Raw genomic sequence first — 17,509 nt, 5'->3', positions numbered from 1 at the left:
CATGAAACCGTCCCTTGTCCTATAGGAAAAGAGCGTGTTCACGGTGGTTGTCTACGGCAGGTTCGCTACCTAGTCTCAACTTCGTGTTTGCTTTTGCGAATTCCGTTACGTCTAAGCCGGTGAACAGGAACGCTGCTTCGTTTAGACTTACGGTTCGTTTTTCATTTTCTTTTCGATGTCTTGATCAAAAACAAAGATCGACATTCCAAAATCCCGTTCAATGTCAATATCGACGAATAGATCAACGAGTTTTGCTCCAAGAAACGCTTCCATGTCAACTGGCTGGTGTTTCCGATAGATCTCTTTGACCATTTCGGTTCGGGCAGCTCGTAATGTCTGCTTTCCGTCTTCCGAAGTGGCGATGAACTTTTCCACCGGAGAAAGGTTGCCTTCCATCTCGCAGATCGCCCAGTTCTTGCAGAACGTGGTGCTGATCTTGCTAGGTCCCTTTCCCATATGGCGCTTTCGGAAAGCCCTGACCAAATTACTGAATTCTGCTTCGAACTTATTCATCGAGGAAAATCACCTTTACTTCAAATCATTCTCTACTTAAACTTTACCATTGATTAACTAGCCAATTCAACAGACTTTTCTCTTTGTTTGGCTTCTTCCTTCAGTTTTCTGATATCCAGACGGACGAATAGCGAGATCACCAGAGCGACAACGAACATTCCTGCGAAAACACTCATGGTTCCTGTATAGCTTTCTGTCGTCTTGCGAACCCATGCTGCAAAGATCGGTCCTGCCAAGCCGGCAGCAGCCCATGCCGTCAGAATATAGCCGTGAATCGCGCCCAATTGCTTCGTTCCAAACAAGTCACCGATGTAAGCCGGAATGGATGCAAAGCCACCGCCGTAACAGGTCATAATGATGAACATCGCCACCATGAACAAGATCGGATTGGACATATTCGGCAACAGGAAGAACAGTACCATTTGGATAGCAAAGAAAGCTGTGTACGTGTTTGGTCGTCCAATGAAATCAGACAGAGAAGCCCAGCCGATTCGTCCACCACCGTTGAACAAACCGTTTAGCCCTACCATCAAAGCTGCTGTTCCGACAGACATGCCCACCATTTCTTGCGCCATCGGCGATGCTACCGAAATGACAGCGATTCCACATGTCACATTGATAAACAGCATCAGCCACAGCCAGTAAAAACGGCGTGTCTTGATCGCTTCGTTGGCAGTCAATTGGCACAAATCTTTTTTGATTTGCTTGCTGCCAACTGTTCCCTCAGCGGAAAATCCAGCCGGTACCCAGCCTTTTGGAGGTGGAGCCAAATATTGAGCCGAAGCCAACATTACAATGAAATAAATAATGCCCAAAATATAAAAGGTGTTCGCGATTCCTACATTTGCAATCAAAGCGTTCATAATCGGACTGGCAATCATGGAAGCAAAACCGAAGCCCATAATGGCAAGACCCGTTGCTAACCCACGACGATCCGGAAACCATTTGACCAGAGTCGATACTGGCGTGATATAGCCTACCCCAAGTCCGATACCGCCCAGCACTCCATAACATAAGTACAACAGAGGCAAGCTGCTCAATTGGATCGCCAAGCCAGCCCCGACAGTTCCTACTCCAAAAAAGATAGATGCGAGAATGCCAGCTTTGCGCGGGCCGTGCTTTTCGACATAATGACCGAGGAAGGCAGCAGACAGCCCCAAGAACAAGATCGCAATACTAAACGTAAATTGAACGTCTGGCAAGTCCCAGCCGAATTGCTCGGTAATTGGCTTGGTAAATACACTCCAGGCGTACACCGAGCCAATCGAGATGTGGATGCCCACCGCAGCCAACGCGATAAGCCAACGGTTTTTCACTTTTTGTTCCAAATCATTCATCTCCTTCGCAATGGTCTTTAGCATGCTGCGGATTCATCAGCAGCCTTCGCGAAAAAAAGAAAAACTGCTGATTTCACCGACTCACCCAGGTTTCCACAACTGGAAACGAGGGCTACGATGAAACACAGCAGTTAATCATCAGCAGGAACGCTACATCAGCATCAACAAGCATTGTGTTCACTATGTAATTCGCTGCAAGGCTACAAAATAATCGGTGGCAGGGTCGCTGCTCCGTGTCAATCTGTCCTTACGCTATGAATACATGGAAAGACGAAAATTTTATGACACTTTTCATCTCACATAGTATACTACCATGTAAGCGTTCACTCGACAATATTTTCCTCACAAAATAGCCATGAAAACTTCATAATTTCGACAAAAAGGAGGCCCGTATGTCCGAGCTAACCATCACCACCCGATTGCCTGTGTTGAAAATTTCTGCTGACCAACATGGCTGGGAAGACGACGAAATCGTTACCGAGTACCCCCTCACGATTTTCCTCAATGATGAGGAATTCGCTACGATCGTATGTACCCCGGCCGACTTGGAAGAAATGGTCGTTGGTTTTCTCGCAGCTGAGGGTGTCATCAAGAGCTACTCGGAAATCAAACAGCTTACGATTAATGAGGCTCAAGGGTTTGCTTACGTTGATTTGCATAAAGAAACGATTTTGTCGCAGAGCTTTTACTCCAAACGCAGAATTACTTCCTGCTGCGGAAAAAGCAGACAATCCTTTTACTTTTTTAGCGATGCGCGCACAGCAAAGCCTGTTGAAAGCACAACAACTGTCACCCCAGCTCAATGCATGCGCCTGATGAAGGAATTGCAAGCGTCGTCTGAGATCCACCGCCAAACAGGTGGCGTCCACAATGCAGCCCTCTGTACACCGGATGAAGTTTTGCTTCAGTTCTCCGATATCGGGCGTCACAATGCTCTCGACAAGATCTATGGGAAATGCTTGCGAGATAACATTTCCACCACGGACAAAATTCTTGTATTCAGTGGACGCATCTCGTCTGAAGTGCTGCTCAAGGCTGCCAAGATTGGTGCTGGCATCATTTTGTCGAAGTCCGCTCCAACTGATCTCGCCCTGCAATTGGCAGATGAACTGAAGCTCACGGCAGTCGGTTTTATCCGCAATGACAAAATGAACGTGTATACACAAGCCGAAAGAATTCTTCTGCCTTAAAGAAGAAATCAATCAAAAGCGGGACAAGCTTAGAGCCTTCCCGCTTTTCTATGTTTTTTCATTTGGAAATCTCAAAGCCCGAGTTATCCTCTCGGGCTTTTGTTCTTTGAACGTGGGAATTTTTTATTTGCAGCAGCAATGTTTCCTTTTATGCTTGCAGTGGTCGTCTTCATCTTCGTCTTCGTCCTCATCATCTTCTTCATCTTTGTCTTTGTCTTCGTCTTCGTCCTCTTCTTCGTCTTCATCATCTATGTCTTGCTTTTTGCAACAATGGTGGTCATGTTTTTCAAAGCCTTTGCAATCATGTTGTTTGCAGCAAGAGCAGTGATCGTGGCAATGTTCATGCTTTTTGCAGCAGCAGTGTGGCTCGTAGTAATCGTCGTGTTTCTTGCAACAGCAGTGGTAATCGTAATACTTGTCATGTTTTTTGCAGCAGCAGTAGGTGTCGTAATATCTGTCGGTTTTTTTGCAACAGCAGTGGTGGTCGTAATACTTGTCGGGTTTTTTGCCGCAACAGTGGTGGTCGTAATACTTGTCGGGTTTTTTGCCGCAATAGTGTTGACCATGGTGTTTGCCCTGTATTTTGCACTTTCTTGTCATTGCGCTCCCTCCTTTCGTTAGCCATCACTACTATTCATACGGTTTGTCCAGAGAAACGCTTGTATGATAGCCCTCTATGAAAAGCCCCTTTTTTCCAAACGAAAAACAGGACACGTCTCAAGCATGTCCTGTCTTTCTGCGTTTTTCTTCGCTTTTTGCCTGTTCGTACTCTTCCGGCGTGTTTACATTAAATACAGCCCAAGGGTCCAACCATTCATCAGGCAAGGGCACCACTCGCAGTTCATCTAAAGTCCGCATCAATCTTCGCTGTCCATGCAACAGCGCCTGCTCCCAATTAGTCTGCGTTCTCCGATGGTACACTGCACATAATGGATGGGTTCGTCCTTCTGATTGGGCGACAATCACATCCCAGTCGTCCCTCTCCCTGGCAAATTCAATGAGTTTGGCTATTTGTACACGATCCATAAAAGGTAGGTCGCAGGACAACACCAGCAAAGCATCCTCGGAGCTTACGCGAAAAGCAGTAACCAGTCCACTCACAGGACCGCAGGATGGTACCAGATCAGGTGTTATTGTGACGGGCTGTACATCAATTTGTTCCTTTTGTGTCACTTGAGTGTCCGAAAAATCGTTCGCTACAATGAAGCAAGACAAGCCAACCGCCTGTACTTCCTTTACCAGCTCTGTTAAAAAGGTTCCGTCCCTCCACGGCAATTTTTGCTTTGGCGAGCCCATTCTGCTGCTTTTTCCGCCCGCTAAAATAACCGCACCGATACGCAGCTGCTGCATAAATTTCCTCCTGGTTGTTGACAATAACTCTTATTAGTTTATAATAAGTTTAAACAAATAATTATTATAAATAAGGAGAGATTCTCGATGGAAAACACACTCTACAGCGCTCTAAATAAACAAGTGGCAAACTGGACAGTCCTCTATACAAAACTACACAATTTTCACTGGAATGTAAAAGGACCGCACTTCTTTACGCTCCACGCAAAATTTGAGGAATTGTACAACGAAGCAGCAGCGAATCTCGATTCCCTCGCTGAACGTGTCCTCTCCATCGGCGGAAAGCCTGTAGCGACTTTGGCTGCATGTCTGAACACAGCAAGCATCACCGAAGCACAAGGAAGCGAAACAGCTGAGGAAATGGTAGAAACGATCGCGAGAGACTTCTCCATTCTCGTGGATGAACTGAAGCTGGCTATGGAAACGGCAGACCAAGCCGACGATGAAGCCACAGCCGATATGCTGTTGGGAATCCGCAGCAGCTTGGAAAAACACATTTGGATGCTCAAATCCTTCTTACAATAAGCAAGTAAATCAATAGACACCAAAAGGCGATTGTGCATAGACACATCGCCTTTTTGAGGTCTTGCCTCCCGCGAAACTGCCTATCTCACCCTGCTTTCCTAGAGTGAAAAAATCAGTTTCCGCCCGTCCTTTTCTACTTTTACTTGGGGTAAATACTTTAATGACTTCTGTACACCAATGTAGGGACTCGCAAACTCTACCTGGTGCCGTGCTTTCAATACGGAGCAGAGATCAGCCAATGACATTGGCGACATCGATTCCCGTAACAGGTTTTCGATGTGCTTCGCAACTTCCACATAATCATGACGAATGTGCGCCTTTCTCACCTTCATTCGCTTCATCACATCATCGGAATATTCCTCTGTTGACATAGCTACATCGTCTTGGCTCACTTCTTCTCCGATCCCGGCTTCATTATCCAACTCGCGAATGCGGCTCAGAAGCTGCTTGATGTCAGCTCCCAACTGCTTGTCCTGATCAACATACTGTCGACGCAGTGCCATACGCTGCTCTAGCATGGCCTGCAATGTCATTTGTAACGCTTTCCGTTCGTTAAACATTGCGTTATGTATTCCCCTTTTCGCAAAAAGTAGAATGATGGAATTATATCCAATGATAATATAATTCGTACTAGTTGGAAACGGGGGAATTTGCCCCCCACCTACTATCCATGCAACTACATTTCTCTGCAGGTCCTTCATTTTCGTATCTTCTGCCAGCATGTTTTCGGAATCTTCTTCGAGGAACGGCAAGTAAATCCTACCGTGATACTAAGGATGAACCGGATAATGTGCAGCGCACCTATCGCTTGTTTGTGTAAAATGTCACTTCCCTACCATCCACCCGTGAAAATTTACACTCCACACGAGCGTTTCCGAGCTTCAACAGTGATTCTTTTAACGATTAATGCGGTGCATCTGAATGATCGTCAAGCTCACTTCCGGATCAGCACTGCCGATATGAGTGATCCTCACTGCCAGGCCCACATCCCGAATCACTTTTGAGAACAGAACGCGCAGTACTTAATCAAAAAATTTAGTAGAACACTTTCTCCACGAAAAACACTTTACCAATTATGTATGATCCCATATCACTTTTTTGCGAAAGTTGTTTACCCTATTATTTACGAAAAAAACCCATCCACAATTGGACAGGTTCCTTCTGTAGATTATCAAGCTGTCTTCCCTCAAATCGATTCGTAATCACAAATCGCATATGGCGTAAGCCGTACCGAAGCTGTTCTGCAACAGTGTTATCTATTTTCTAGACAATCCTTGATTACAGATTTTCAGCGGATACAGTATAGGATGGGGAACCGACTATTCCCAATACTTGCACATAGTATTTTTTACCTGCAACTACATTGATCTCCATAGGGGTACTATAGTCAGACGTTCCAATCTTAGTGCGGTCTTGTTCATATACTTGGAATGCTGGAGCCCCTTTGTCACTCGTATGTGTCAGTGTAACGCGAACTTTCCCAGTCTTGTTTGCTTGAAAAACGAAGTAATCTCGGTCATCGAAATCAGTGGTTCCTGAAATGCCTGTGTTTATTGTAAAGGAATCAGCCGTTTCAAAGGTATTGTTGGGCTCTGTTTCCGAACTTGCAGCAAATGCAGAAGAGGATACAGCAAATACTAGAGTCAATGCTAACAGGACTTTTTTCACGAAAATAACCTCCTATATTTTGGATCAATAGAAATATAACACCAATTCAATCGATTGTCAAAATATAATGTTTCTTTAATAAAATTGTCGTTTTTGGTAAAAATTTGATTGTGAATAATGATCTCTCAATTCTTTATCTATCAAAAAGACCCATCCATACCTGGACAGGTCCTTGTTCCCAATAACAGCATTTTTATGCCGCTTTCTCCTCACTCAATCGATCCGTAATCACCGCAATCGCACCATCACCCGTTACGTTACAAGCAGTGCCAAAGCTATCCTGCGCGATGTACAGAGCAATCATCAACGAAGTCAACGTGGTAGTAAATCCGAGCATAGTCTCCATCAATCCGAGTGCTGCCATGACTGCTCCGCCCGGCACACCTGGTGCGGCGATCATCGTTACACCGAGCATCAAGATGAATGGAAACATCACACTAAAGGATGTCGCCATGTCATTTAGCATCATAACTGCCATGGAACAGCTGACAAGCGTAATCGTGCTTCCGGAAAGATGGATCGTTGCACAGAGTGGAACGACGAAGTCCGCGATTTTTTCGCTCACACCGTTTTTCTTGGTCTGATTCAGTGTCACAGGAATGGTGGCCGCAGATGATTGTGTTCCAATCGCTGTGAAGTAAGCGGGAAGCATATTTTTTATCAGCTTGAATGGGTTTTTGCGTCCCATCTGACCTGCTATCATGTACTGCACGAACAGATAGAATAGATGCAAGACGATAATCATGACGAAAACTTTCACAAATACGGACAAAATCATGGTGACTTGTCCACCATAGGTCAGATTGGAAAATACAGACAGGATATGTAATGGAAGCAACGGGATAATGACGGAAGCAATCAGCTTCTCGACGATATCTCTCAAGTCTACCATCACATTTTGCAGGGCATTCCCTTTGATGACAGTCGCTCCAAGACCAAGGGTAAAGGCGAGCAACAATGCTGTCATCACACCTACAATCGGCGGCATGTCCACGGTAAAGAATGGCTTCACCAGTGCTTCCTCCGGGTTGGCATACTGATTCACCAGTCCACCTACCTCAAGAATGTGTGGAAAAATACTCGTACTGACCCAATAAGCAAGCACTCCTGCGAGGATCGTAGACAAGTAAGCAACCCCTGTGGTTACCCCAAGCAAACGCCCTGCCCCTTTGCCCAGCTCACCGATGCCTGGCGCGATAAATCCAATGATAATCAACGGAATCGCAAATCCGAGGAAATTTCCAAACAGGCCACTAAATGTAGCCAATCCTTTCACAACCCAAATCGGCGAAATAGAGCCGATTCCGACCCCAAGGACAATGGCGATCAGGATTTTGGGTAGTAAACCTAGCTGTTTCATTAATATTAAACCTCCGTTAAGTATTGATAAAAAATGTCCACGTGGAATGGACTGTGTCTCTTTTACACGGACTGATGAATAACAAGGTAACACATCCGGGATGAGATTGTCATGAATCATAATAAAGTAAAAATATTCAAATTAAATAAAAACCCCCAATGAGCGTTGCTTACTCACTTGGGGGAACGATTTTATTTGGCGCAAAGCACCTGGCGAAATTCCTCTTCGATGTCTGCCAATACGCGCATGGCATTCGCTAGCTCTTGCTCATTCTTTGTCACGATCAGTGTGTGACAACGTCCAAATTGCTTCGCCTGCCTCTCTTTGATTGCCGCCAACTCTGGCGCATGCTTCGAGTAAAACACAGCGAAATCCAGGGCTCGCCTCGCACCTAATTGGAAAGCAAAATAGGAGAGATGACCAACTTCTGCCGGGGAGAGTCCGCCCTCCTCTTCTATCCGTTTCACTACCCGCAAGATCGCTTCCTTACCGTATAGGACCGAAGCGCTTGGTTTAGCCGATGCACTTTCCTGATAAATCCCTTGGAATAAACGAAGGGCATTTGCAGCTTGCTCCTCCTCTGACGGAATGCCTACACGCTTTGGTGCTGTCCAGTAGTGATAAGAAAAGAGGCGATCGAAGATTTTTTCGGCTTTCCATGCCAAGACAAACTGGGACAATGGCAAGCTCACAAAAGGGAATCCTGCCGGATCATGCAGGTAGATTTCTTGCTCATCCATCCTGTACGCGAGAACAAAATGGTCAGCTCCTCCCAAATAAGCAGCATTGGGATTATACGTCAAATAGCCCATATCAAGTGGTCCGAGCAAAACGGGCCCATTCTCCACATCACGCCGTAATTGCTCCAATGGTGGCTCTCCCTCAGCATCCCCTGACTTTTCCGTCCAGCGAAACCCTAGTAGCTCCAACGCATGACTTACACCACGATCTGGAATCTCTTGTCCGAAATAAATGACTTTCTGCTCTTCATGCCACATCGCCCCAATGCCTACGCCAGAGAGTACTTCAAGTACAGCAGGCGGTACCTTCTCCCCAATCGTCTCCAAAAGCATTGATGATGAATTTGCGTAGCAGTACGCGCCACTTCCGATGTACGGTAACATGCTTTTCTTCTCCCTCTTTCTCGTCAATGTATGGCTTACCTATCATTGACTTCGGGACACATGCTTTTCTGACAACGCTTTGCAAAACGCTTCTTCATTCTTCCTCTTCTTCCGACATGACGAAAAACTCTTTCTCAAATCCGGTTTTCTCCCAAAAAGCTTGTGCTGACTCATTCTCTACATCCACAAACACTTGAATGTGCGAAACTTCTTGCGCGAGAAGCCAGCTTTTCAAGCTGTGAAAAATCGCTTGCCCCGCTTTTTGTTTACGGTACACTGGAGCCACATACAGTTCATCTACATGCCCCGAGTAAGTTTCATGCACCATCTCTTTTTTCATGGAGGCAAGCCCATAACCAACAAGCTGGTCGTCATCGTCAAGCGCAATATGTACGACTCCGTATTCCGATCGGCAATACTGGACCACCTGCTGTTCGATGCCTGCCATTTCTCCATCTGTTAGCTCGTATCCTACAGTTTCGATTGCGTTTTGATTCCATAGTTCTACGATTTCCTTCAGGTAACGGCTATCTGCTTGCAACTGTTCAATGCGCATGTTTGGAAAAACCCTCTCTTACACGAAATATTTTTTGAAAAACTCCATCTTCTCACTCACAAAAGCATCATCCGAATCGGTGCTACCCATGATATGAGGATCATGCATGCACAGCCCCATTAGCCACAATTGGCGAATGCCTGTCATGAGCGACACCGCAGCCTGGTCGTTTTCAGATAAGGGACGAACCTCGGTATATCCTTTTAGAAAAGCATTCCATAGCGATTCCACCAGTTCGTCATCTTCCTCGATCAATATTCGGCTCAGCTTGAAAGCAGCCAAATCATACGCCCGCCAGCCATATCCGCACAGGTCGAAATCAAAGTGGGTACAGGTGTTGTCCTCACAAAAGTTCGTATTAAAATTCCCTTGAAGGTCTCCGTGGCAAATCCCCCAGTCGAGTCCGGCACGGATATGCTCGTTCAGCTTGGCTTCCAGCTCAATCGCCAGCTTTTGGAGGAATTGAAAATCTTCCTTCCGATGCTGCAGACGTGACTCGATGATGGCTAACGGGCGATGAATCAGTGTCTTGGCGTCCCACACCTCGCGAGCTTGCTGTGTGGAAAAGCCTTCTGATTTGACATGCAGCTCGGCAACGGCTCTGCCGAATCGTTCGCTCAGTTCTTCGGTATCGATCTCCTGCTCCTTGCCACAGGCAAAAGTGAACAACGCACCAAAGCGATTGCCCTCTGCTGCTTGCAGTCTCAAGACATGGTTTCCTGAGCCGTCCGCAATTGGCACAGAAACAGATACTCCTTGTCTGTTCAAATGGAGCAACAGCTCCATCTCGAACGCGACAGCTGCTTCCTCTGTTCGCCAATCACTGCGATACAGCCTGAAAATTCGTTTTTGATCAATCGTCTTTACTAGGTACGTATCGTTCATGCCTCGAAGCATGTAGTGAACAGATTGTATTTGTTCGGTTGGATATGCTTCCTGAAGTACTTTCTGTAATGCTTTTTCACAGATGGTTGAGTAGACGACGGGTAAATGCATAGTCATGCTGCTCCTTTTTGCCAAGTATTGGGAAGTTATTATAGAAGACGTGTGAATAGGGAAAAGGACACAGCAAGAAAAAGGACCTTGAAGGGCTAAAGGCCGATCAAGGTCTGGTACAGACTAAACGATTTGTCCCCCTTGCTGAATAAGCTTTTCAAGGAATCGGGCAACATAAGTAATGGATTCGTACTCATCAGAAGGTTTGATGTCAAAAATAGTTATTTCCTCACTTTTCCCTTGATCTCGCGCAATTCCTCGAGGATCAAATCGTATTTGTCGCTGTATTTGTCCAGCAAGTCTTGCAGTCGCCCCTCTCGCTCGCGATTTGCTCTCATAATATAAAACAACAACCAGACAAACAAAGCAGCAAATGGCCCTTGCTGAAGTAATACGGTTGTTACTTGATCTTCCATGTTTAATCTCCCCTTTTGTCACTGTACAGAACGAGTGTTCCCGCATCGTCCTTATCTGTATTTTGTACAAAAGGCTTGTACATAATTCGTTAGAGACAAAAATAATATCCATACTTTTCTTTTTCCTTCTCATTTAGTACAATATATTTGTACATCCTCACAGGAAGGACTGGCACGCTCATGCTATCTCAGCGCTTACGCACAGCTCGTAAGACAAAAGGTCTGACCCAGGAAGAGTTGGCAGAGCATGTCTGCACAACCAAGGGGACGATCAGTAACTACGAGAACAACCACAGCACACCACCGAATGACATGCTGCGGCAATTGGCTGATGTGCTGGACGTTACGACCGATTGGTTGTTGGGCCGCACAGATGAAGTCACGGCATATATTCTCCCAGCAACAGGAGAGACAAATCAACGTTCGTTGGACGAGCTCTTGCAGGAAAAGATCGATGACCCGGACGACTACTATTTCCTAGACGGGTATCTGGATGCTTCAGAAGAGGAGAAAAAAGAAATTCGCCGCTACTGGTACGACTTGAAGAAACAGTGGAAGGTCCGTAAAGTACGCGAAGAACGACCTCCGTCTTTGTTTGACATCACGGAAGACATCAAAAAAAAATAACCCCAATGCGGGGTTTTCTTTTCAGCCAAGAACAGAACGTACGTTCCTTACTTATTCACTTAGGAGGTCTTTGATGCTTCACTCCCTTTTGCAAGAAATCTGCGAACCGCAAACATGGCTCGAGAGTCGCGTGTACTTATTACTTCAGCATCACGGCATCGACCAGCCCGAACAAATCGATCTGCATCTGCTGTGCGAGACATACGGCATCGAGATCCATCGTATTTGCGGCAGGAGTCGGGCACACGCGCATCCCTTTTCGCCGGGACGTTATATCATTGCGGTGGACGAGCGACTCGATCCAGCTACCCAGCGGGTTAAAATCGCGCATGAGCTCGGACATTTGCTCCTTCATGAAGGCATTCAGCCCCAGAGCAGCGAATGGATGATTGACTGGCAAGAATCGCAGGCGAATCATTTTGCCGAGCATTTGCTGCTTCCCATTTACATGATGAGCACCCTTCTGGCCGATTGCTCGCGATACAATGCACCTGCTGTGTTGGCTCAGCGCTTTCAGGTGCCGTTGCCTCTTGCTCGTGCCCGTTTTGAGCGCATACTAAGCCGTATGTATGCCAAAGGCTTTCCCGTCTATGGGTAAATTGCGATGCTATTATGATGCAGGAGGCGATACCTGGTGAAACGAGTCTTTATTGCCGGAGATGCATACACGACTCATTTTTTTGATCTCGCCTTGGACCAAGACGAGGAGCTGTCTCTGTTACCCTCTTTGGAGGTAGCCAGCTATCACGTGGCCCGCTTTGCTCTCATCATGCGAGATGACGGCCTTAGTGGTCTCGGTATTTTTCCCGGAGACGCCTTATTGATCTCTGACTTTTCGATGGAGCCTGTAAAAGACAGACCTGTATTGGTCCGACAGGAGGGGCAGTTCCTTGTGCGAATCGCAGCAGATGTCAATCCATTGGAATGTCTGTTTACAACCACACGCGAGCAAGACACGCCCATGCTGCTCCCCTCGGAAAACATTCGCATTACAGGTGTTGTATCCGGTATTATTCCACGTTCATCATCGTGACATCATTAAGCAGCCAATCCTTGATTGCTGCCACCGTTTGCTGCCACTGCTCCTGCGGGGTAATGGCAGCGGGATTGTCACCCTCCTGCGATCCATAGCTTCCGAACTGGGAGTGGTTTCCCCCTTCTATGGACATGTACACGGTACGCTCCGGCAAATATTGCTTGCTCTCCTCAAACTTTTCCATATTGATCACACCATCGCGGGACCCGAGCAATGACAGCACGGGCAAATTCACGTTTTTCAAGTTCCCCTGTCTGTTCGGATACGCCCCCAGTAAAAACACACCGTTGATTCGGTCCGGATGGTTTACTGCGAATTCGGCTGCCATGGTACCACCGAGCGAATGCCCTCCGATGACAAACGTTTTATTCGGGTATGCCTTTAATACTTGTGTGGCTCTCGTCATATCACTTACAGCCAAATTCAGTGGCATCCGTGCAAGAAAAACATGGTAGCCGTAGCCTGCCAAAGCACGGGCAATTGGTGCATAGCTCTCCGGTTTAACTAATGCTCCCGGATATAAGATGAGTCCCGGCTCGCGTGACTCCCCGCCTTGAAAAATAATCCAGTCATTCGTATCCATGACCGTAATCCCTTCACCGCCTTGCATGGCCGTTAAAGCTGCCTGATCGGGCTGATATGGCTGCAAGTACCATATAGCGAGACAAACCGCTGCAAGTGTCACCAATACGAGTGCCTGAAGCCATTTTTTGCGTGCTTGACTCATCCTACCCACCTCGTTTCCGATCCCATGTATGATGCTACTTATTATGTCTCAAACGCTCTGCACATGTGCATAAATTGTGAATCTCGACATTTTCGTGGTGTTGACGAGCTGATTTTTTCATAGTAGTATTCAAACATACTACTTAACTTTCACCAAAAAAAGAAGGGATGGGAATTGTATGAATCTACAGGATGTGCAATTTTGCGAGGAACTGGTAAGAAGCGTTGGAAAGGAGCTGCTAGTGGAATTTGAAAAAGGCGCGCCCTGCCATAGCAAGGAAGCAATGGCTAAACGCTTTGAAGAGGTGAATTCCGTGGTTGAAGCTCGATTGAAGCAATCGTTATCCAAGCGTTTCCCCACCTATGAATTCTCGGACGCGGAATTCGATCTGGCTGCACAGGAAAAGCCTGAATTCACCAATCCTTATTGGGTGATGGATGCAATCGATGGAGCAGTCCACTTTCTGCAAAATATGCCGATGTGGGCTACCTCCCTCTGCCTGATTGACGGAGGAAGCACGGTTGTTTCCTTTGTCTATGATCCATGCCGTGATGAACTGTTTACAGCAATTGACGGGTGTGGAGCTTTTCTAAACGGACAAAAAATCAGTACCTCATCCAAATCGCAGCTGAGTGAGTGCACTCTCGGCACGCTCTTTGCTTCCTCCGAGCCGATGAACCTATTGGTCGGTAAGTATACAGCGAATTCCTTGACGCGAGTGATGCCAGAGGCTTTTGCCATCCGCATGCAGGGAGCGGTTTCCCTCCATCTTGCTTACGTGGCTTGCGGACGGCTCGACGGTTACTGGGAATACGGTGAAGGGGTGTATGATTGGCTGGCGGGAGCTCTTTTGGTCCAGGAAGCCGGAGGCAAAATTACGGATACGCAAGGGGATGATTTTTGCTGGAAAAGCACAGGCATCGTAGCAGCAGGCTCGTCCATCTACCCTAAACTGATCCAATTGACCCCAGCTTCATAACAGACAGATAAAAAGGGTGAGCCCATGCGCATCACCCTTTCTCCTTTTTCCGCTCACGAAAACGACGCACCTTCATCAGGTTGCCGCACATTTTGTCATCGCACCAGCGGCGCACCCGGTTTCGGCTTTCATCATAAAACACCCAGCGGCAATCCTCGTTGTCACATATTTTAATTCGTTCCAGATGCTGCGGGGCAAGCAACTCCGCGAAAGAAGCCGCAATTTGCGCCATGACGAGGGGCCAGCCCTCTGTTGAGCTAGAATGCTTTTGTATGTAGCTGCCCTCCTCATCTATATACAACACCTGCATGTGAAAAGGAGCGAGAGCCAACACTTTGTTCAATTCCGCAAGGTCCTCCTCTTGGATTCGGTCTCCACGGACAACGGCTTCCAGCATACGTCTCAAGCGTTCCCGCAATTGCAAAAGAGACGCACCACACTCCTCACCAATCGGCAGCGGAGCGGTTAGCTTGTATGTTTGCAAAAAGGATGACAGCCATTCCTGGTTCTCCAAACGATTTTCCCAACGACCAGAGCCACGCCAATCCCGCCAATCACTATTTAAAAAATCGATGCAAAGCCAGTCCATGTCATCAACTCTCCTGACGAAACCCTTCATTTTTCTCTCTTGTATGACCATACAGGATATGGTAACCTTTACTCGTAACTATCGTAATCAGATTTACTAGTTACACACTCGTTTCTTATTGCTATTATAGCGTTTCATCAATCTGTTTCACAGACGAGGAGGAAGCGTATGAATCGGAAGGAATTGCTTTTGCACGGATGGGCATGTGCGTATGACAAGGAAGACTGGTATTCACCCTTAAAAGAAGCGCTTTCCGGGGTATCGGCTGTCGAGGCTAGCTGGCGTCCTGTGGGAGAAGCAGCCAACACGATCTGGGAAAACGTCAGCCACCTTCTTTATTACAAAGAACGCCTGTTGCATCGTCTTTTGGGCACTGAATTTCCTGGCTCCGCTGAGACGAACGATGATACCTTCACCCCATCCGGCGGTCCAGATGACGAAGACGCTTGGCAAGCTACCCTCTTGCGAATGGAAAGCGTCCATCGCCACATTCATGAACAGCTTGCTTTGCTGACGGATGAAGAGTTAAACCAGATGGCTACCTATACACCCATTTACCAAAATGTAATGAGTCTTGTCTTGCATGATGCTTTTCACACGGGACAAATCGTCCAAATTCGCAAGCTGCAAGGCTCTTGGCCTGCCAGACGCTCATTTGAATAACAAAATTTCACATTGATTAATCCTGAACAATCCTTTATATTTGATGAATCACATAATTTCATACATGTTATCCTCATCTTTCACGGTGAGGATAGAGGTCGCGGCTTTTATATCATCCTGTACGAGATTCAGAGAAAATCAATGACTCCAGGTAAGGAAAATCCGCCGAAGCTCATATCGCGTCTCTGTGCGATTGGGTTGGGGCTGTACTCGAAAGGGGCAGAACTGTCACGTTTGCATGCCAAGCAAACGTGGTGAGCTATCTTCAGTGAAGGCTTGGTGGGGATTGGATGATACCGCCCTATGCCATTTTTTGGCTATGGCGGTTTTTTAATTTCCGACCTTCCTTCTCAAAAATCTAGAAAGGTCGTGCAAGCAGCTTATGTCACAAAATCAATTGCAACGTGGTTTAAAAGCCCGACACCTGACGATGATCGCCATCGGCGGCTCGATTGGGACGGGATTGTTTCTCGCGAGCGGAGGCTCGATTCATTCCGCTGGACCAGGTGGAGCTTTAGTCGCCTACCTCGCCATTAGTATCATGGTTTACTTTTTAATGACCAGCTTGGGGGAAATGGCGGCTTTCATGCCTGTTTCCGGTTCGTTTTCGACGTATGCCACACGCTTCGTCGATCCATCTCTCGGCTTTGCTCTTGGCTGGAACTACTGGTACAACTGGGCCATTACCATTGCCGTCGAGCTGTCAGCTTCCGCACTTATTATGAAATATTGGTTCCCAGATACCCCAGCGATAGTGTGGAGCGCTTTGTTCCTTGGATTGCTGTTTGCCTTGAATCTCCTGTCTGTGAAAGCCTATGGAGAATCTGAATATTGGTTCGCCTTGATTAAAGTAGTAACGGTTATCATCTTTATTATTGTGGGTGTGTTGATGATTTTTGGCATTATGGGTGGTCAAGCAGTTGGCTTCCAAAACTTCACCAAAGGCGACGCGCCATTCAATGGTGGCTTCATGGCCCTGCTCGGTGTCTTTATGATTGCCGGATTCTCTTTCCAAGGGACAGAGCTGGTTGGTGTCGCAGCCGGTGAGAGCGAAGACCCTGCCCGCAACATTCCGAAGGCTATCCGTCAAATTTTTTGGCGCATCTTGCTCTTCTACATCCTCGCTATTTTGATCATCGGGTTGTTGGTTCCATACGATAATCCAAATCTGATCAGTGGCGACCTTACGGATATTGCGATCAGTCCGTTTACGATTGTATTTGAAAATGCCGGATTCGCTTTTGCAGCATCCGTCATGAATGCCGTTATTCTCACGTCTGTATTGTCTGCTGGTAACTCTGGCATGTACGCCTCTACACGCATGCTGTGGAACTTGGCGAAAGAAGGAAAAGCACCAAAATGGTTCGCAAAAGTAACAAGTAACGGCGTACCGATCAATGCCTTGATCTTGACTGCGATCATCGGTGCCCTTGCTTTTCTGTCCTCTCTGTTTGGAGAAGGCGAAGTGTATGTATGGCTTTTGAATGCGTCCGGTATGTCGGGCTTCATCGCTTGGCTGGGAATTGCCGTTAGTCACTACCGTTTCCGCAAAGCGTTTATCGCTCAGGGCCGTGACTTAAGCGAATTGCCTTATCGGGCAAAGTGGTTCCCGTTTGGACCGATTTTTGCCTTCATCATTTGCTGTATCGTTATTTTGGGGCAAAACTACTCCGCATTCTTGGGTGGAACGATCGACTGGTATGGCGTTTTGGTCTCTTACATTGGCCTGCCACTCTTCTTAATCGTTTGGCTCGCTTATAAGATTTCCCAAAAGACCAAGCTCGTCCCTCTTGAACAAGTAGACTTCAGCATGGATGAACACACGAAATAATCGAAGAAAAAATCCGGACTTC

General features: G+C 46.8%; 21 protein-coding genes and 1 riboswitch. Of the genes, 8 read left to right on the top strand and 13 right to left on the bottom strand.

All coding sequences use genetic code 11. The features are described 5' to 3' along the window. Nucleotides 1-147: 147 nt before the first annotated feature. Both C7R91_RS11745 and C7R91_RS11740 read right to left on the bottom strand, forming a co-directional pair. Complete coding sequence (locus tag C7R91_RS11745; protein WP_012684864.1) at nucleotides 148-513, bottom strand: Na-translocating system protein MpsC family protein; 366 nt, start codon at nucleotides 511-513, stop codon at nucleotides 148-150. A 53-nt stretch (nucleotides 514-566) separates the two neighbouring features. After that, nucleotides 567-1,841, bottom strand: a complete 1,275-nt coding sequence (locus C7R91_RS11740; protein WP_304363576.1) for an L-lactate MFS transporter — start codon at nucleotides 1,839-1,841, stop codon at nucleotides 567-569. Between the two features lie 401 nt (nucleotides 1,842-2,242). Here C7R91_RS11740 and fdhD point away from each other — a divergent pair, with 401 nt between their 5' ends. Further along, the gene (fdhD, locus tag C7R91_RS11735) at nucleotides 2,243-3,040 is read left to right on the top strand and encodes a formate dehydrogenase accessory sulfurtransferase FdhD (protein ID WP_047070419.1); all 798 of its coding nucleotides are present in this window, start codon (nucleotides 2,243-2,245) and stop codon (nucleotides 3,038-3,040) included. 248 nt (nucleotides 3,041-3,288) lie between these two features. Here fdhD and C7R91_RS29320 read toward each other — a convergent pair whose 3' ends face one another. Then, complete coding sequence (locus C7R91_RS29320) at nucleotides 3,289-3,606, bottom strand: hypothetical protein (protein WP_162488998.1); 318 nt, start codon at nucleotides 3,604-3,606, stop codon at nucleotides 3,289-3,291. Nucleotides 3,607-3,757: 151 nt separating this feature from the next. Then, a complete protein-coding gene (mobA, locus tag C7R91_RS11720) occupies nucleotides 3,758-4,390 on the bottom strand; it encodes a molybdenum cofactor guanylyltransferase (protein WP_047070417.1) in 633 nt (210 codons plus the stop codon). A gap of 87 nt (nucleotides 4,391-4,477) precedes the next feature. On the opposite strand from mobA, the gene C7R91_RS11715 reads away from it, so the two are divergent. Continuing rightward, nucleotides 4,478-4,915 (top strand): Dps family protein, encoded by a 438-nt coding sequence (locus C7R91_RS11715; RefSeq protein WP_047070416.1) that lies wholly within the window; start codon nucleotides 4,478-4,480, stop codon nucleotides 4,913-4,915. A gap of 98 nt (nucleotides 4,916-5,013) precedes the next feature. Here C7R91_RS11715 and C7R91_RS11710 read toward each other — a convergent pair whose 3' ends face one another. The 7 genes from C7R91_RS11710 to C7R91_RS11680 all read right to left on the bottom strand — a co-directional run bounded on the left by C7R91_RS11710 (nucleotide 5,014) and on the right by C7R91_RS11680 (nucleotide 11,035). Next, complete coding sequence (locus C7R91_RS11710; protein ID WP_047071238.1) at nucleotides 5,014-5,475, bottom strand: hypothetical protein; 462 nt, start codon at nucleotides 5,473-5,475, stop codon at nucleotides 5,014-5,016. Between the two features lie 718 nt (nucleotides 5,476-6,193). Then, a complete protein-coding gene (locus tag C7R91_RS11705) occupies nucleotides 6,194-6,583 on the bottom strand; it encodes a hypothetical protein (RefSeq protein ID WP_047070415.1) in 390 nt (129 codons plus the stop codon). 193 nt (nucleotides 6,584-6,776) lie between these two features. Further along, complete coding sequence (locus tag C7R91_RS11700) at nucleotides 6,777-7,943, bottom strand: dicarboxylate/amino acid:cation symporter (protein ID WP_047070414.1); 1,167 nt, start codon at nucleotides 7,941-7,943, stop codon at nucleotides 6,777-6,779. 191 nt (nucleotides 7,944-8,134) lie between these two features. Beyond that, the gene (locus C7R91_RS11695; RefSeq protein WP_047070413.1) at nucleotides 8,135-9,067 is read right to left on the bottom strand and encodes a YobF C-terminal domain-containing protein; all 933 of its coding nucleotides are present in this window, start codon (nucleotides 9,065-9,067) and stop codon (nucleotides 8,135-8,137) included. Between the two features lie 94 nt (nucleotides 9,068-9,161). Further along, nucleotides 9,162-9,623: a GNAT family N-acetyltransferase gene (locus C7R91_RS11690; protein ID WP_047070412.1), complete on the bottom strand. Its 462-nt coding sequence runs from the start codon at nucleotides 9,621-9,623 to the stop codon at nucleotides 9,162-9,164. 18 nt (nucleotides 9,624-9,641) lie between these two features. Further along, nucleotides 9,642-10,619 (bottom strand): homoserine kinase, encoded by a 978-nt coding sequence (locus tag C7R91_RS11685; RefSeq protein WP_047070411.1) that lies wholly within the window; start codon nucleotides 10,617-10,619, stop codon nucleotides 9,642-9,644. Nucleotides 10,620-10,840: 221 nt separating this feature from the next. Beyond that, nucleotides 10,841-11,035 carry a BhlA/UviB family holin-like peptide gene (locus C7R91_RS11680; protein WP_047070410.1) on the bottom strand — a complete coding sequence of 65 codons (195 nt, stop codon included), beginning with the start codon at nucleotides 11,033-11,035 and terminating at the stop codon, nucleotides 10,841-10,843. Between the two features lie 180 nt (nucleotides 11,036-11,215). Here C7R91_RS11680 and C7R91_RS11675 point away from each other — a divergent pair, with 180 nt between their 5' ends. The 3 genes from C7R91_RS11675 to C7R91_RS11665 all read left to right on the top strand — a co-directional run bounded on the left by C7R91_RS11675 (nucleotide 11,216) and on the right by C7R91_RS11665 (nucleotide 12,695). Continuing rightward, nucleotides 11,216-11,662 (top strand): helix-turn-helix domain-containing protein, encoded by a 447-nt coding sequence (locus C7R91_RS11675; RefSeq protein WP_047070409.1) that lies wholly within the window; start codon nucleotides 11,216-11,218, stop codon nucleotides 11,660-11,662. A gap of 73 nt (nucleotides 11,663-11,735) precedes the next feature. Further along, complete coding sequence (locus C7R91_RS11670) at nucleotides 11,736-12,260, top strand: ImmA/IrrE family metallo-endopeptidase (protein WP_047070408.1); 525 nt, start codon at nucleotides 11,736-11,738, stop codon at nucleotides 12,258-12,260. Between the two features lie 36 nt (nucleotides 12,261-12,296). Beyond that, nucleotides 12,297-12,695 carry a hypothetical protein gene (locus C7R91_RS11665; protein ID WP_047070407.1) on the top strand — a complete coding sequence of 133 codons (399 nt, stop codon included), beginning with the start codon at nucleotides 12,297-12,299 and terminating at the stop codon, nucleotides 12,693-12,695. On the opposite strand, the gene C7R91_RS11660 is transcribed toward C7R91_RS11665, so the two are convergent. Further along, the gene (locus tag C7R91_RS11660; protein WP_047070406.1) at nucleotides 12,673-13,425 is read right to left on the bottom strand and encodes an alpha/beta fold hydrolase; all 753 of its coding nucleotides are present in this window, start codon (nucleotides 13,423-13,425) and stop codon (nucleotides 12,673-12,675) included. The genes C7R91_RS11665 and C7R91_RS11660 overlap by 23 nt on opposite strands. A gap of 178 nt (nucleotides 13,426-13,603) precedes the next feature. Between C7R91_RS11660 and C7R91_RS11655 the strand changes: the two genes are divergently transcribed. Next, nucleotides 13,604-14,404, top strand: coding sequence for an inositol monophosphatase family protein (locus C7R91_RS11655; RefSeq protein WP_047070405.1), 801 nt, complete (start codon nucleotides 13,604-13,606; stop codon nucleotides 14,402-14,404). Nucleotides 14,405-14,435: 31 nt separating this feature from the next. Here C7R91_RS11655 and C7R91_RS11650 read toward each other — a convergent pair whose 3' ends face one another. Next, nucleotides 14,436-14,993: a CGNR zinc finger domain-containing protein gene (locus C7R91_RS11650; RefSeq protein WP_047070404.1), complete on the bottom strand. Its 558-nt coding sequence runs from the start codon at nucleotides 14,991-14,993 to the stop codon at nucleotides 14,436-14,438. A gap of 168 nt (nucleotides 14,994-15,161) precedes the next feature. On the opposite strand from C7R91_RS11650, the gene C7R91_RS11645 reads away from it, so the two are divergent. Together C7R91_RS11645 and C7R91_RS11640 are read left to right on the top strand one after the other, a co-directional pair. Beyond that, a complete protein-coding gene (locus tag C7R91_RS11645) occupies nucleotides 15,162-15,656 on the top strand; it encodes a DinB family protein (protein WP_047070403.1) in 495 nt (164 codons plus the stop codon). An 84-nt stretch (nucleotides 15,657-15,740) separates the two neighbouring features. Continuing rightward, nucleotides 15,741-15,926: riboswitch (Lysine riboswitch) on the top strand. Between the two features lie 112 nt (nucleotides 15,927-16,038). Then, a complete protein-coding gene (locus C7R91_RS11640; protein WP_047070402.1) occupies nucleotides 16,039-17,487 on the top strand; it encodes an amino acid permease in 1,449 nt (482 codons plus the stop codon). Nucleotides 17,488-17,509: the final 22 nt, after the last annotated feature.

Source organism: Brevibacillus formosus (assembly GCF_003013405.1).
Classification (GTDB): Bacteria; Bacillota; Bacilli; order Brevibacillales; family Brevibacillaceae; genus Brevibacillus; species Brevibacillus formosus.
The sequence above is the reverse complement of the archived record's forward strand: the minus strand, read 5'-3'. Positions and strand labels throughout refer to the sequence as shown.